General features: G+C 69.7%; 12 protein-coding genes and 1 tRNA gene. 8 read left to right on the plus strand and 5 right to left on the minus strand.

Annotation, left to right across the window (positions count from 1 at the left end):
- Positions 1-95: 95 nt before the first annotated feature.
- Complete coding sequence (locus tag AMYBE_RS0135790; RefSeq protein WP_020664208.1) at positions 96-911, minus strand: trypsin-like serine peptidase; 816 nt, start codon at positions 909-911, stop codon at positions 96-98.
- Positions 912-1215: 304 nt separating this feature from the next.
- On the opposite strand from AMYBE_RS0135790, the gene topA reads away from it, so the two are divergent.
- The 4 genes from topA to AMYBE_RS0135805 all read left to right on the plus strand — a co-directional run bounded on the left by topA (position 1216) and on the right by AMYBE_RS0135805 (position 6242).
- Positions 1216-4119: a type I DNA topoisomerase gene (topA, locus tag AMYBE_RS0135795; RefSeq protein WP_020664209.1), complete on the plus strand. Its 2904-nt coding sequence runs from the start codon at positions 1216-1218 to the stop codon at positions 4117-4119.
- Positions 4120-4181: 62 nt separating this feature from the next.
- Complete coding sequence (locus tag AMYBE_RS42975) at positions 4182-5210, plus strand: MFS transporter (protein WP_245573318.1); 1029 nt, start codon at positions 4182-4184, stop codon at positions 5208-5210.
- Complete coding sequence (locus tag AMYBE_RS46755; protein ID WP_020664210.1) at positions 5201-5329, plus strand: hypothetical protein; 129 nt, start codon at positions 5201-5203, stop codon at positions 5327-5329. Before AMYBE_RS42975 ends, AMYBE_RS46755 begins: the two co-directional genes overlap by 10 nt.
- Positions 5330-5393: 64 nt before the next feature.
- Entirely contained in the window at positions 5394-6242 is an 849-nt protein-coding gene (locus AMYBE_RS0135805) for an ESX secretion-associated protein EspG (RefSeq protein WP_020664211.1), read from the plus strand.
- Positions 6243-6372: 130 nt separating this feature from the next.
- On the opposite strand, the gene AMYBE_RS0135810 is transcribed toward AMYBE_RS0135805, so the two are convergent.
- Entirely contained in the window at positions 6373-6939 is a 567-nt protein-coding gene (locus tag AMYBE_RS0135810) for a Uma2 family endonuclease (RefSeq protein WP_020664212.1), read from the minus strand.
- A gap of 256 nt (positions 6940-7195) precedes the next feature.
- Here AMYBE_RS0135810 and AMYBE_RS0135815 point away from each other — a divergent pair, with 256 nt between their 5' ends.
- The 3 genes from AMYBE_RS0135815 (at position 7196) to AMYBE_RS0135825 (ending at position 11300) form a co-directional block, all read left to right on the plus strand.
- Positions 7196-7789, plus strand: a complete 594-nt coding sequence (locus AMYBE_RS0135815; protein ID WP_245573320.1) for a hypothetical protein — start codon at positions 7196-7198, stop codon at positions 7787-7789.
- 146 nt (positions 7790-7935) lie between these two features.
- Positions 7936-10104 (plus strand): bifunctional MFS transporter/dTMP kinase, encoded by a 2169-nt coding sequence (locus AMYBE_RS42980; RefSeq protein WP_020664214.1) that lies wholly within the window; start codon positions 7936-7938, stop codon positions 10102-10104.
- Complete coding sequence (locus tag AMYBE_RS0135825) at positions 10101-11300, plus strand: DNA polymerase III subunit delta' (RefSeq protein ID WP_020664215.1); 1200 nt, start codon at positions 10101-10103, stop codon at positions 11298-11300. Before AMYBE_RS42980 ends, AMYBE_RS0135825 begins: the two co-directional genes overlap by 4 nt.
- Before the next feature lie 51 nt (positions 11301-11351).
- Here the strand turns inward: AMYBE_RS0135825 and AMYBE_RS0135830 are convergent, their stop codons facing one another.
- A complete protein-coding gene (locus tag AMYBE_RS0135830) occupies positions 11352-13019 on the minus strand; it encodes a hypothetical protein (protein WP_020664216.1) in 1668 nt (555 codons plus the stop codon).
- A 126-nt stretch (positions 13020-13145) separates the two neighbouring features.
- Between AMYBE_RS0135830 and AMYBE_RS0135835 the strand changes: the two genes are divergently transcribed.
- Positions 13146-13219: transfer RNA gene (locus AMYBE_RS0135835), tRNA-Thr, on the plus strand.
- Between the two features lie 70 nt (positions 13220-13289).
- Here the strand turns inward: AMYBE_RS0135835 and AMYBE_RS0135840 are convergent.
- Positions 13290-14495, minus strand: coding sequence for a tyrosine-type recombinase/integrase (locus AMYBE_RS0135840; RefSeq protein WP_020664217.1), 1206 nt, complete (start codon positions 14493-14495; stop codon positions 13290-13292).
- The gene (locus AMYBE_RS0135845) at positions 14479-14712 is read right to left on the minus strand and encodes a helix-turn-helix domain-containing protein (protein WP_020664218.1); all 234 of its coding nucleotides are present in this window, start codon (positions 14710-14712) and stop codon (positions 14479-14481) included. The genes AMYBE_RS0135840 and AMYBE_RS0135845 overlap by 17 nt, the downstream gene beginning before the upstream one ends.
- Positions 14713-14761: the final 49 nt, after the last annotated feature.

A 14761-nucleotide genomic window follows, 5' to 3' on the forward strand; every position in this document is an offset into this window, starting at 1 on the left:
TCTTGAGGGAATCTGAGTCCCTAAAGGGGCCCCTCACGGACTGAGAAAGCCCCCACCGCCGGGCTCGCGATGGGGGCCGGTCTCGCGGAGCGCTGTTACGGCTTCGGCAGGGTGCAGCCCTGCTGGTCGAGCGCGATCTCATTGGCCGCGGTCAGGCAGGCCGGGATCCCGTAGGTCTCTTCTCCGTACTTGTAGTCCGGGCGCACCGTGACGTTGCCCGACTCGTCGACCTCGCACGGGTTGTTCACGGTGCAGCGCTGGCCGTCCTCGTTGGCCGTGTTGTTCACCCCGATGACCTTGCCGGTGGCGCGGTCGACGATCGGCGAGCCGGACGTGCCGCCGATGGTCGCGCAGCCCGGCGTGTAGCGGATCGAGTCCTTCCAGACCCAGTCGCCCTCGTGCAGCTCGTGCACGAAACCGTCGATCGAGCAGGAGTAGATCTGCTTCCAGTAGCCGGACACGACGTCGATCCCGGTGCCCGCCTGCGGGTGGCTGTTCACCAGCTCCAGCGGCGGGACCTGGTACTTCTGCTGGATGCCCGCGTAGGTGTCGGTGAGCTGGTAGAGCGTGACGTCGGTGTCGGTCATCGTCGAGTAGACGACCTTCTTCGCCCGCACCGTGCCCACCGAGCTCTGCCCGTCCGGTGACATCAGCTGGAACGAGCGGTTCGAGCTTTGCCCGACGATGACCTGGCCCGGTTGGGGGAAACCGGATTCGAGGCAGTGCCCGTTCGTCAGCACCAGCGCGGGCGCGCTCATCGGCGTCGCGGCCGGTTTCACGACCGAACCGGAACAGTTGGACAGCGCTACGGCCCCGGTGAAGGTCGTCGTCGCCGCGCTCGCTTCGGGCGCGGTGACCAGCGCAAACGTCGCTGCGACGGCAATCGCGGCGCCTACCAGTCGGCGGATCATGGTGGGTTCCTTTCGGCTGAGGGGAGCACCAAGTGAACCGTTGTCCGCGCGAGACCCGCCACCGTCGAACGGAGGGTATCGGTGGTATGACCGGTTACCCTGCCGGGCACGTGTCGGACATCACGTGCTAGGTGTGGAAAGGAAACATCGCCGAGGTCAGCGGCGATCCGACGGGCAAGGACCCGGCGGCTCGTCGAGGCACCTCGGCGCTGCGCGGCCACCGGGGGCGTGCACACTGACAGGTCGAGACGCGGGCGCAGGACCCCAGGTACCGGGGTGAGAGTGCCGCCGCGGCGGCGCGGAGATGAGTGGAGAGCAGGACAGCGTGGCAGCAGCACGGACCAAGAAGAGCGGCACCGGGGGCAGCGGTGCCGGACTCCGGCGGCTGGTGATCGTCGAGTCGCCGACCAAGGCCCGCAAGATCGCCCCCTACCTCGGCGGCGACTACGTCGTCGAGTCCTCCGTCGGGCACATCCGGGACCTGCCCCGTGGCGCCGCCGACGTCCCCGCGCAGTACAAGGGCGAGTCCTGGGCGCGTCTCGGCGTCGACATCGACAACGACTTCAAGCCGCTGTACATCGTCACGCCGGACAAGAAGTCCAAGGTCACCGAGCTGAAGGGGCTGCTCAAGGACGTCGACGAGCTCTACCTCGCGACGGACCCCGACCGCGAGGGCGAGGCCATCGCCTGGCACTTGCTGGAGACCTTGAAGCCCAAGGTTCCGGTGCGCCGGATGGTCTTCCACGAGGTCACCGAGCAGGCCATCCAGGCCGCCGCCGCGGCCACCCGCGAGCTGGACGCCGACCTGGTCGACGCGCAGGAAACCCGTCGAATCCTCGACCGCCTCTACGGCTACGAGGTCTCGCCGGTGCTGTGGAAGAAAGTCATGCCGAAGCTGTCGGCGGGCCGGGTGCAGTCCGTCGCGACGCGGATCGTCGTGGAGCGCGAGCGCGAGCGGATGCGCTTCACGTCGGCGTCGTACTGGGACATCTCGGCGACGATGGACGCGGGTGCCGAGGCTTCGCCGCGCAACTTCCCCGCTCGCCTGGTGTCGGTCGACGGCGCGCGCTTGGCGACCGGTCGTGACTTCGACTCGAACGGCCAGCTCAAGGGCTCGACCGCGGAGATCCGGGTGCTCGGCGAGTCCGACGCGCGGGCGCTGGCTCAGGGCCTGCAGAACCGTGACTTCAAGGTCGCGAGCGTCGAGGAGAAGCCGTACACGCGCAAGCCGTACGCGCCGTTCATGACCTCCACGCTGCAGCAGGAGGCGGGCCGCAAGCTGCGCTTCACTTCTGAGCGCACCATGCGGGTCGCGCAGAAGCTGTACGAGAACGGTTACATCACCTATATGCGTACCGACTCCACGACGCTGTCGGAGTCGGCGATCACCGCCGCGCGCAGCCAGGCGACGCAGCTGTACGGCAAGGAATACGTCTCGCCGTCGCCGCGCCAGTACACCCGCAAGGTGAAGAACGCGCAGGAAGCGCACGAGGCGATCCGGCCGTCGGGCGAGGTGTTCCGGACGCCGGGCCAGGTCGCGAAAGAGCTGGACACCGACGAGTTCCGGCTGTACGAGATGATCTGGCAGCGCACCATCGCTTCGCAGATGGCGGACGCGAAGGGCACCACGATGTCGGTGCGCATCATCGGCACCGCCGCGACCGGCGAGGAGTGCACCTTCGCCGCTTCAGGCCGCACGATCACCTTCGCCGGCTTCCTGAAGGCATATGTCGAGGCGGTCGACACCGAGGCCGGCGGCGAAGCGGACGACAAGCAGAGCCGTCTGCCGGTGCTGACCAAGGACCAGGCCCTGACCGCGCCGGAGCTGTCCGCCGACGGCCACTCGACGTCGCCGCCCGCGCGCTACTCCGAGCCGAGCCTGGTCAGCAAGCTGGAAGAGCTGGGCATCGGCCGCCCGTCGACGTACGCCTCGATCATCAAGACCATCCAGGACCGCGGCTACGTGTGGAAGAAGGGCTCCGCCCTGGTCCCGTCGTGGGTCGCGTTCGCGGTGATCGGCCTGCTGGAGCGGCACTTCGAGCGGCTGGTGGACTACAACTTCACCGCCGGCCTCGAGGACGAGCTGGACCGCATCGCCAGCGGCGACGAGCACCGTGTCGAATGGCTGTCGAAGTTCTACTTCGGCGGCGACTTCGGCGTGGAGGGCTCGGTCGGCCGGCTCGGCGGGCTGAAGAAGCTGGTGGACGGCAGCGTCGAGGGGATCGACGCGCGCGAGATCAACTCGATCCCGATGTTCAGCGACGCCGACGGGCGGCAGGTCGTGGTGCGCGTCGGCCGATACGGGCCGTACCTGGAGCGTGAGGTCAACGGCGAGTCGCAGCGCGCGAACCTGCCTGAGGACCTGCCGCCGGACGAGCTGTCGGCGGAGCTGGCGGAGAAGCTGTTCGCGACGCCGCAGGAAGGCCGGGTGCTGGGCACCGATCCGGTCAGCGGGCACGAGATCGTGGCGAAGGAAGGCCGCTTCGGCCCGTACGTCACGGAGCTGCTGCCTGAGCCGGAGCTGCCTGAGGACGCCACCGCGGCGCAGAAGAAGGCCGCGAAGGCGAAGCTGCCGAAGCCGCGTACTGGCTCGCTGTTCAAGTCGATGTCCGTCGAGACGGTCACGCTCGACGACGCGCTGAAGCTGCTTTCGCTGCCGCGCGTGGTGGGCAAGGACCCGGAGTCGGGCGACGAGATCACCGCGCAGAACGGGCGCTACGGGCCGTACCTGAAGAAGGGCACGGACTCGCGCTCGATCCAGACCGAGGACCAGTTGTTCTCGATCACGCTGGAAGAGGCGCTGAAGATCTACTCGGAGCCGAAGCAGCGCGGCCGGTCCGCGACGGCGAAGCCGCCGCTCAAGGAACTGGGCGACGACCCGGTGTCGGGTAAGCCGATGGTGGTCAAGGACGGTCGCTTCGGCCCGTACGTGACCGACGGCGAGTACAACGCGACGCTGCGGAAGTCCGACAGCATCGAGGAACTCACCGCGGAACGCGCGGCCGAGCTGCTGGCGGAGAAGCGCGCGAAGGGCCCGGCGCCGAAGAAGCGCACGACGACGCGCAAGGCTCCGGCGAAGTCCACGGCGACGAAGACGACGGCGGCCAAGAAGACGACTGCCGCCAAGACCACCGCCGCGAAGTCGACTACGGCGGCTGCGAAGAAGGCGCCTGCGAAGCGGACTAGCACCGCGACGAAGACGAAGTAGCGCCGACTGGGCCGCCCGGAATTGCTCCGGGCGGCCTTTGTCGTGTTTGGGGGAGGGCGCGAATGGACGAGACGCGGCGCGCTCGCGTAGCGGTTTCGGTGGTCTTCGCGGTCTGCGGTGCGGCATTCGCGACGTGGGCGGCGAGGATCCCGGCGGCGCAGGCGAAACTCGGCATGGGCCCGGCAGAGCTCGGGATCGGGTTGTTCGGGCTCGCCGCCGGTTCGGTCGTCGCGCTGCTGGGCGCGGGGCCGTTGATCACGAAGATCGGCAGCCGCCGCGGGGTGGAATGCGGAGCGACCGTGCTGTGCGCGGGGCTGCCGCTGGTCGCGTTCGCGCCGGACGTGCCGTTGTTCGTTGCCGCGCTCGTGGTGCTGGGGGTCGGCAACAGCTTGCTGGACGTCTCGATGAACGCGCACGCCGCGCGCGTCGAAGAGGCTTATGGGCGGCCGATTTTCGCCGGTTTCCACGCGTTCTGGAACATCGGCGGACTGGCTGGCTCCGGCGTCGGCGCGCTGATGGAAACGTGGCGGGTGCCGATCGAAACGCACTTCACCGCGGTCGGCGCGGCGCTGCTCGCGCTGGGGGTGCTGGCGGCTTCCCAGTTCCTGCGGGGTGCGGATCGAGGACAGGGCGAGGCGGCGTTCGCTTTGCCCAGCAAGGCATTGATCCCGCTGGGGGTGATCGCGTTCTGCGGTTTTGTCGCCGAAGGCACGGTGAACGACTGGAGCGCGGTCTACCTCCGGGAGGTCGCCACGGCGAGCGCGGCGGTCGCGTCGCTGGGCTACTTCGCGTTCTCCATCACGATGATCGGCATCCGCACGGTGGCCGACCGGATCGTGGAACGCGTCGGCGGCGTGCTGTTCATGCGAGTGGCGGCCGCGGTGACGGTCTCGGATTCCTGCTGGTGGTGGCGGTTCCGGTGGCCGCGGTCGGGGTGGCCGGCTTCGCGGTGGTCGGGCTCGGCGTGTCCGGCATCGTGCCGCTCGCGTGGAGCGCGGCAGGGCGCAAAGAGCCCGCCGCGCCGGGCCGGGCGATCGCGGCCGTCGCGGCTTGCGGGTACCTGGGCTTTCTCGTCGGACCGGTGCTGGTGAGCGGGCTGGCCGGCGGGATCGGCCTGCACTGGACGCTCGCCGTGGTCGGCTGCCTGGTGGCCGCGGTGGCGGTGCTGGCCCCGACGATGCGGGTCGCGGCACCGGTCGCGAAGGGTTGAACGGACCGCTCGGCGCACCAGCAGGGTGATTCGAACAAAAGTTCGAGAAATTGTCGGTACCAGGGTGTTCAATGACGGGGTGAGCAGTTCAGCGCCCGTCGTCTTCGACGTCATCGACGAGGTCATCGGACCGCTGCGGGCCGAGATGCCGCAGCGGCCTTCGGTGATGGAGTTCTACGACCCGCACTTCGAGGTGCCGCCCGTGCTGGCCGAGGAGGAGCCCGCCGGGGCGGCGTCGGGCCGGAGCCTGGCCGAGGAGGTCCGCCAGTCGTTCGGGCCGATGCTCGGTGCCGGCCTGGCCGAGGAGGTGGAGCAGTACACCCGGTTCGTCGCCGGAATGGCCGCGGTGGGCCTGGCCGAGGAAGGCAGGGTCACCGCCGAGGCGGTCGAGCTCTACCGGGTGCTGCGCGGCGGCTTCATCCGCGGCGTGGTCACCGGGGTGTTCCCGGCGAGCGAGGAGCCGTGGGAGGTCCGGTTCTTCGGCGACGAGGACTTCACCACGGTGATGAGCAAACTGGGCCGCCGCGCGCGGCTGCGGTCCGGAATGCTCAGCGCCTTGCCCGGATGGGTCTTCGACGGGCTGCCGGACCGTCCGCCGGGCCCCGGCCCCGCGGTGCGGATCGAGACCGACGGCAGCGGCCTCATCCCGCCTTCGGCCGGAGGAGAACTGGACGTGATCCGCGCCGCGGTCGCCCGCCCGCGGCTGGGCACCGTGCTGGTGGACCTGGCAGTGCGAGACGCCGTGCTGGCCGAATATCCGCACGGAGCTTTCGGCCTGGTGGACAACGACCAGGGCAGATACCAGTTCCGAGCCGCCCCGAAAGGCGGCGGCGGGTGGGTGGTGACGTGGTCGCCGGCCACCAGGGGGACCGCGGAGGCGTGGATCGTGGAGGCGGTGCGGAGTCATGCGTGAGGAGGTGGGGACGGGGGCGGCGCGACGACGAAGCCGGGCGGGCGTTCGGGCGGCGGGCCGGTGCGGCTGGGGCCGAGGTGACGGCGGGCTGAGTCCGGTTCGCCTCGGCACCGGGGCGCGGGCCTCGGCGTCAGATCGAGCCGAGGTCCACCGTCACGGAAAAAGGTGCGGCTGCCTCCACCCTGCCGGTGTGGACGGGGCCGTCCCGGTAAGCGCGACTCGCCGGGTCGAGCACGTACGTGTACACGACCGGCATGCCGATTGCAGCTTGCTCGACTCGCCAGTAGAAGGGAATGCCTGCCTTGGCGTACTGATCAGTCTTGACGATCCGGTCGGTGGTTTCCGAGCCGGGTGACACCACCTCGACGACCAGCAGCACGTGTTCGGGCCGGGTAGGCGAGAGGTCGAGGGTCTCTGCGCGGTAGACCGTGACGTCCGGGCGGCGATTGGTCAGCGGGACGTCCCGGAGCCGCACATCGAAGTCGGTGTCGGCGTTCCAGTCCGGTCCGGCGGCGGCGTCGAGGGCATTGGCCAGCATCCGGGCCATCCGGTTGTGGCGCTTGGAAGCGCTCGGGCTCACGACGACCATCCCGTCTACGACTTCGATACCGGCGCACTGCTCGGCGGACCACGAGTCGTACTGCTCTGCGGTGATCTGCTTGTGCATCCAGGCGGGCGCGATCATCTCGGCAGTCATGGCGTACCTCCCCGGGCATGCGCGATGGCGTCAACTCGTCAACATGCAAAGTTCGCAGGCTGGCGAGATCAGGCTACCTGGCCGACCGAACTCGTCACGACCCCGGAAATCGGCCTCGCCCACCCCCCCGCTGCCCCGCCAGGGCCAGTCGGCCCCCGCACTGGAACCAGCCGTGCTGCGGCCATTGGGTGGATGCGGGACCCAGTACTCTCGCGCACACTGGACGCGGCGGACATTCCGTAGTGAGGTGATCACCATGAGCACGAGCGACGGAAACTCGTTCTTCGGCACCCCCGAACAAGACCGCGACGGCACTCTCGCCGGGGATCCCGTCGGGGAGCGGTTCGCCGATCCGTTGTCTGGCCTGGTCACCATGGGGGAGGGGCTGCCGGGGAGTGCGCCGCGGCCGTTGCCGACCGCTCAGCCGGTCGAGCACGACGCCGAGGCAGTCAAGCGGATGGTCGACGCCGCGCTGGCGGAGGAGTCCAAGAAGGTCGTCAAGACGCCCAACCCGATTCCGCCCGCCGACCGTCCGGATCTCGTGCCCGCCGCGCTGCTGCCGCGGCAGCGGACCTGGCCGACCAAGGCACCGCAGCTGCTGAAGAAGGTGCCGCTGCCCCGGCCGAAGCAGAAGGCGCCCGAGATCGCCGGCGACGACATCGAGGAAGAGCTCGCCGAGCGGCAGGGCCGGCGGCGCGGGATGCCCGCCGTCACCATGCCCTCGCTCGGCCGACCCTCTCGGAGTACCGCGGGCGTCGTGCTGGCGCTGGCGTTGCTCGTCGTGTTCGTGATCGTCGCGATCGAGCTGATCTCGAGCCTGGTGAGCAGCATCGCTGGGCTGTTCGGCTGACCCCTCCGGACGTCCCCAATCGCGGGGCGTGCCGTGCCCGAGACCGCGGCGAGCTACCCTGGCGACCACGGTCGGGGGATCCCGCAGCGGTCTCCTGACGCCGCCGTGACGAGTGGGGTGGGCGTATCAGCGAGGGCGTACGGACGGTGCCCGGCACCGGTCCGGGCGGGTCGGGAGAAACGTCCACGATCTACCGGGCCCGCCGAGTGCTGGCCATCAAACCGTTCCGCCGGCTCTGGGGCGTCACGTACCTGTGCAGCGTCGCGGACTGGCTCAACCTGCTGAACCTGACCAGCCTGAGCACCAAGCTGCTGGACAACTACTCCGCGCAGAACTACGCGTTCGTCGGCGTCGTCGTCACCGCGCTGCTGCCCGGGCTGCTGTTCGCGCCGATCGGCGGCCTGCTCGCGGACCGGTTCGACCGGCGCAAGATCATGGTCATCTGCGACCTGCTGCGCTGCGGTTTCCTGCTCTCGATCGCCATCGTCGGCGCTCCGTGGTGGCTCTTCGTCGCGAACTTCCTGGTCGGCAGCTGTTCGATCATGTGGATCCCGTCCAAGGACGCGGCGGTGCCGAACCTGCTGCGCCGCCCGGACCAGGTCGAGACCGCCAACCAGCTCGGCATGGTGATGACCTACGGCCTCGCCGTCATCACCGCGGCCGGCGCGAACGCGCTGATCCTCGGCGCGAACTCCACGTTCCACCTGTTCCAGGGCCCCGGCGTCGACCTGTACATCGCCAAGGTCGTCGTGGTCATCACCGGCCTGCTGTACCTGACCAGCGGCATCCTCGTCGCCACCCGGATTCCCGAGCTGTCCCTGCGCGACGTCCACTCGACCTCGCAGCAGAAGGTCAAGCGAGCCGACGAGGAGAAGTTCGGCTTCGGCGCGATGATGCGCGACGGGCTCAAGTTCGTCCGCAGCACCCCGCTCGTGCGTGGCCTGCTGATCGGCGCGTTCGGCGCGTTCGCGGCCGGCGGCGCGGTCATCGGCGCGGCCAAGCCGTACTCGTCGTCGCTGATGGGTGGCGATGCCGCGTTCAACCTGCTGATGCTGGCCGTCTTCATCGGTCTGGCCGCGGGCATGGCGCTGGCTCCGAAGCTCGCCCACCGGCTCCCGCACGACCGGCTGTTCGGCATCTCGATCGTGCTGGCCGGGATCGCGCTGGTGGTCGTCGCGCTGTCGCCGCACCTGTCGGTCTCAGTCGCCGCGGTCGCCTTCGTCGGCATCTGCGCGGGCACCGCGTTCCTGACCGGTGTCACGATCATCGGCTCCCGGGTCGAGGACGCGATCCGCGGCCGGATCAACGCGATCTACCAGGCGATGCTCAAGATCGTCCTGTTCGGAGCGACGGTCATCACGCCGGTGCTGATCGGCCTGGTCCGGCAACGCGACGTCACCGTCTTCGGCAGCGAGATCCGGGTCGACGGAACCCGCCCGGTCATCCTCGGCGGAGCGGTGCTCGCCATCCTGCTCGGCATCGTCGCCTACCGGCAGATGGACGAGCGGCGCACCGAAAAGATCTTCAGCGACCTGCGCAACGCGCTGCGTCGCAACCCGCGCCGGGTCAACGGCTTCCTGATCGCCGTCGAGGGCACCACTTCGGTCAACACCGCCGAGCAGGCGGCCCGGCTCGCGCACTGGCTCGACACCGGGGTCCGCCCGGTCGTGCTCAGCGCGGACCCGGCGCTCGGCGAACAGCGCTTCCGCACGCTCGTGTCGGACGCCGCCCTCACCGGGGTGCGCGCGCAGGCGCTGGTGGCCGCCGCGGTTCGGGCCGAGCTGGTGGAACGCCAGATTCAGCCGGCGCTCGACGCCGGCTCGGTGATCGTCATGGAACGCTTCGTCGACTCCCCGCTCGCCTCGCTGTCCGCGGCCGGCGAGCTGGACCGCGGCGAGCTGGAAGGGCTGGTCGACTGGGCCACCGGCCGGCTCCGCCCGGACCTCACCGTCCTGCTCGACGCGGCGCATCCAGAGCCGCCCAAGGGCGCGCGGGCACCGCTGCCGGATCACCTGTGGGTGCAGAAGCTGCTCGGCGAGATGGCCGAAGCCGACCCGGACCGGTATGTGGTGGTCGATGCCGAAGGCTCCGACGACGACGTGGCGCTGCGCGTCCGCGCCGCGGTCGAGTCGGTGCTGGTCGGCAGGCTGACCGGGCTGGCTCCGGCGGAAGCGGGCGAGACCGTCGCCGTCGAGCAGCCGGCCGAAGAGGCGGCGGCGGACGTGGTCGAAGCGGAAGCCGCCGAAGCCGAGCTGAAGCCGACAGTCGTCGAGGCCGAGGCGCTGCCGGCAGTGTCCAAAATGGAGGATCGGTGACCGCTCCCATCGGCGTCTGGACCGGGTTGGTCGGTCAGGAGCCGGCGGTGGAAACCTTGTCCACGGCAGCCGCCGCGGCAGCGAAGATCGTCGCGGGCGAAGCGGTCGCGCCGGCCGCGATGACGCACGCCTGGCTGCTCACCGGGCCGCCGGGGTCCGGCCGTTCGGTCGCGGCGCGCACGTTCGCGGCGGCTCTGCAGTGCAGCACTGGCACCGGATGCGGTGCCTGCCCCGGTTGCCGGACGACGATGGCCGGCACGCATGCCGACGTGCGCCTGGTCGTCCCGGAAGGGCTGTCCATTTCGGTCGCCGAGATGCGCGCGCTGGTCCAGGCGGCGGCCCGTCGGCCGACCACCGGCGAGTGGCAGGTCGTGATCATCGAGGACGCCGACCGGCTCACCGAAGGCGCGTCGAACGCGCTGCTCAAGGCGGTGGAGGAGCCACCGGAGCGCACCGTGTTCCTGTTGTGCGCGCCGTCGGATCACCCGGACGACGTGTCGGTCACCATCCGGTCGCGCTGTCGGCTGGTGCCGCTGCGGACGCCACCCGCGGAAGCTATCGCGCAGGTCCTGATAACCCGTGACGGCATCGACCCGGAACGCGCCGCCTGGGCGGCGGCAGTGTGCAACGGCCACGTCGGCCGCGCGCACCGGCTCGCCACCGACGAAGCTGCTCGTCAGCGGCGCGCCACTGTGCTGCGGATTCCGTTGGGGCTGCGTCGGCCAAGCGACATCTTCACCAGCGCGGACCAGCTCATCAGTGCCGCGGAAGCGGACGCCGGCGAGGAGAGCAAGGTCCGCGACGAGCAGGAACGCTCCGAGCTCCGTACCGCGATGGGCGGCGACGGCGTCGGCAAGGGCGTCGCCGGTGCCAAGCGTGCCGCGGAGGCGGCGGTGAAGCAGCTGGAGAAGCGGCAGAAGTCCCGTGCGACCCGGACCCAGCGCGACACGCTCGACATCGCGCTGGTCGATTTGGCGGGCTTCTACCGCGACGTCCTCGTCACCACCACGCGCTCCGGGGCCACGCTGACGCACCCGGACCACGCTGAGCAGGTCAACGCGGCCGCGGCGGCGTGGTCGCCGGAATCGACGCTGCGGCGGCTGGAAGCGGTGCTGGAGTGCCGGGAGGCGATCGGTTTGAACGTGAAGCCCCGGATCGCGGTGGAAGCCATGGTGACCACGCTCCGCCAGGGCTGAACCCCTGATACGAAAACGGCCCCCTCGCTGAGCGAGGGGGCCGTTTTCGTATCAGTTCCGCGGATGCGGCGACGGCTTGAACGGTGCCGGGTTGATCAGCGCCGGACGACGCCGCCGGTTCGGGAACGCGGCGACCATGACCACGCCGAGCAGCAACATTGCCGTGCCGGCCCAGAACAGCGGGACGGTGTTGTACGCGCCGTTGGTGTAAGCCAAGTGCTTGACCGGGCCTGGCGGCGTGGCACCGCCCTTGCCCGGCGGCGTGGTCGCGGCAGTGCCGCACACAACGCCACCGGTCGGCGCGTAGGCACGGGCGACCTGCTCGCCCAGCGACAGCTGCGCCAGCGATGACGGCAGGTTGTCGCCGGCCTGCTGCGGCAGCAGTTGCTTCAGCTTCTGCGTCGGCAGGACCTGCAAGTCGAGCAGCCGCGCGGCCGCGCCCAGCTGGTAGCCCTTGAACGGCGTGGTCGCCTCGGACTGCTTCGTGTCGAGGTTCGCGATGCTCAGCCGCAGCACGCCGAGGTCGAGCACCTTCCCGGTGGTGTCGCCGAGCTGCTGCAGACCCTTCTGCGCGGTCGCCACGAGGCCGCCGACCACCGGCACGTTGTCGAGCGCGCCGAACTGGTCGCTCAGCGGAGCGAGCGGCAGGCCGATCGGGATGTCCTTGGTCGGGTGCGCCGCGTCGAGCGTGTACAGCGTCTTGCCGTCGGCCGCGATGGTGATCACCGGGGCCTGGTAGTCGACCTTGGACGTCTTCGCGTCGCCGGTGGAGGTGACGGTGAGCGTCGGCTGGCTGGCCACCTTCAGGTTCAGCTCGAGCGGGGTGCCCTTGAGGATGTTGATGTCGGCGGCCTGCAGCGTGGACACCGACTGCACGGCCTTGTTCTTCGAGCCCGGGATGTCGACCAGCTTCACCTGCGAGCGCGAGGAGAGCGTGTTCGGCAGGCTGAGCAGGGACCCGGTGCCGGTGGCGGGCGTCTGACCGCTGCCGGGCAGCAGGCCGCCGAGTGCCTGCAAGCCGCTCTTCGGGTCGAAGCCCTGCGCGAGCTGCGTGCCTTGGGGCAGGTTCAGCCCGCCGCCGCCGATCAGCGGCACCTGCGGCAGCGTCGGGATGACGTTGAGCAGGGACAGGCTGGCGACGGACGTGCTGGCGTCGGCGATGGTGTCCACGCACGGGCCGAGCGAATCGCTCCACCGGGCGTGCGCGGTGCCGTTGAGCAGCCCGACGTTCAGCAGCGGGTTGGGCGGCGCGTTCAGGCCCCCGCTGATCTCCTTCGGGTTGTCCGGCAGCGCGGTCTGGACGAGGCTGCCCGGCGTCTGCGGGGCCTGGCCGCCGACCGACAGCCCGAACGGCGACGACTGCGCGATCGACTTCTCGTAGGACAGGTACGCCTCCGAGTTCGCCTGCGCGCTGGACAGGCCCATGCCGGCTTCGAGCGCCGACTGTTTGGGCAGCGTCTGGCCGAATCCGGGAAGGATGGTGCTCGTGGCGACCGAGTTGGGCAGCAGCCGCAGGACACCCAGCGCGGTGCCCGCGTCGCCCACCGCGTGCCCGAGCGGCTGCGGCCCGATGGGCGCGGACATGGGCGGCTGCGACGGGTTCACCGGCTGCGGGAGCGGTGTCGTCGGAATCTCTTGCGCACCGGCCGGCGCGGCCAGGAGCAGCAGCAACGCGGCAGTGGCGGGTACCGCCAGCGCACGGGGCAGTCTTGCCTGCATGTGCCGGGTCCTCCAGGTGATCGCCGGATCGGGGGCTGAGACCGAAGTCATAGGAGCCTAACGACGCGGCCCCCGCAAGGTGACGCACCGGCCTCCGCTACACTGATGGCCGTCGCCAAGCGACATGCCGCCTTAGCTCAGTCGGCCAGAGCGATTCACTCGTAATGAATAGGTCGGGGGTTCGATTCCCCCAGGCGGCTCGCAGGTCAGGCCCCATCCGAAGATCTTCGGATGGGGCCTGACTCGTCTGGTGGGTGACTAAGTGGGTGACTAAGACGCCTGGTCGGTGGGTGGCGAAAGCTCCGCAGGTTCACCCGTCGCGGGGAAAAGCTGGTCCATCGCGATCGCGCCCGACTCGACCACCGGGCGGATCTGCTTCCGGTAGACCAGCTCCGTCACGGCCGTGCTGCTGTGCCCGACCAGCCGCGAGATCTCCTCGATCGGCATACCGCCGTCCGAGAGGATCGAGACGAAGCTGTGGCGCAGCTCCCGCGGCGTCCACTGCATCGGGTTGAGCCCGGCCGCCTTGACTACGCGGCGGAAGTCCCGCCGGACGTTGTTGACGTCCCGCTCCGTGCCGACGTTGGTGGCGAACACGAGCCCCTGTTCGCGCCAGTCGTCGCCCGCTACCGCCTTCACCGCCTTCTGGGCCACCCTGTGGTCCTTCAGCGCCCTCACGGCCCGCTCAGGCAGCGCCAGCGTGCGCCGGGACTTCCGGGTCTTCGTCTCGCCCTTGGCGCGGACCGAACGCCACACCTTGATGTTCGGCGGGATCGCCGGCGTCGCGTTCGGCTTGCCCACCAGGTCCACGTGATCCCACGTGAGCGGGCGCATTTCCTCGGTTCGCGCGCCAGTCAGCAGCGACACTACGATGTAGGCCCGCATCGGAGACTCCTCCGCCGCCGTGAGCACCGCTTCCGCCTGCTTGAGCGTGAGCGCCTTCGACGGACGCCCGGCCCCCTTTCCCGCCGGTAGCTCATCGCACAGCAACACCACGTTGTGCTTGACGCGCTTGCCAACCTGCGCGCGGTTGATCGCTCGCCGGAGAATCGACCGGAGATTCCGCACGGTCGACGTCACCAGCACTTCCGCCTTTTCCGCGAGCCAGTCTTCTACGTCGTCGACTTCGAGCTTCACCAGCGGACGCGCGCCCAGCGACGGCACGATGTGGTTGTTGACCAGCGAGCGGACTGCCTTGACCGTGTTCGGGTCTCGCTGGCCCTGCGCGTAGCGCTTCAACCAGTCGTCAAGCGCCTGCGCGACCGTGTACCCAGCCGACGCGTTTACGGCACCCTTCTCGATGTCGTCGAGCAGTTCCTTCAGCTTGGCTTTGGCTTCCGTCTTCGTCTTGCCGCGCGCTTTCCGCACGATGCGCTTGCCGTCCGGCCCGAACCCGACGGTGACTTCTGCCGTCCAGCGTTGGCGCGACTCGTCCCAGTAGAGTCCGCCGTCCCCACGACTACGCCGCGTGGCCATAGCCGGTCACCTCCGCTTCGCTGATGAGAAGATCCACGTACTGCTGAATGGCTTTCGCTGGAATGAGCCGTGCCCGGCCCTGCTTCACGGACCCGAGGCGACCGGCGCGCAATTGCTCGTAGATCACCGAACGGCTCATGGAAAGCAGGCGCTTGGCCTCTTCGACCGTGTACAGGTGCCGCGCAGGAACCGCGGCCGGCGTGATGGCGGTGTCCATCGGGTGTGTCCCCTCGGGTCGTGCTGCAGGTCGGTGGAGGCGATGAACA

This window comes from Amycolatopsis benzoatilytica AK 16/65 (assembly GCF_000383915.1).
GTDB lineage: Bacteria > Actinomycetota > Actinomycetes > Mycobacteriales > Pseudonocardiaceae > Amycolatopsis > Amycolatopsis benzoatilytica.

Excerpts from the sequence above, each read along its gene's own strand:
- AMYBE_RS0135830 (WP_020664216.1), bottom strand. The coding sequence starts at position 13,019 with ATGCAGGCAAGACTGCCCCGTGCGCTGGCGGTACCCGCCACTGCCGCG.
- AMYBE_RS0135810 (WP_020664212.1), bottom strand. The coding sequence starts at position 6,939 with ATGACTGCCGAGATGATCGCGCCCGCCTGGATGCACAAGCAGATCACC.
- AMYBE_RS42975 (WP_245573318.1), top strand. The coding sequence starts at position 4,182 with ATGGACGAGACGCGGCGCGCTCGCGTAGCGGTTTCGGTGGTCTTCGCG.
- topA (WP_020664209.1), top strand. The coding sequence starts at position 1,216 with ATGAGTGGAGAGCAGGACAGCGTGGCAGCAGCACGGACCAAGAAGAGC.
- AMYBE_RS0135840 (WP_020664217.1), bottom strand. The coding sequence starts at position 14,495 with ATGGCCACGCGGCGTAGTCGTGGGGACGGCGGACTCTACTGGGACGAG.
- AMYBE_RS0135790 (WP_020664208.1), bottom strand. The coding sequence starts at position 911 with ATGATCCGCCGACTGGTAGGCGCCGCGATTGCCGTCGCAGCGACGTTT.
- AMYBE_RS0135845 (WP_020664218.1), bottom strand. The coding sequence starts at position 14,712 with ATGGACACCGCCATCACGCCGGCCGCGGTTCCTGCGCGGCACCTGTAC.
- AMYBE_RS0135815 (WP_245573320.1), top strand. The coding sequence starts at position 7,196 with ATGAGCACGAGCGACGGAAACTCGTTCTTCGGCACCCCCGAACAAGAC.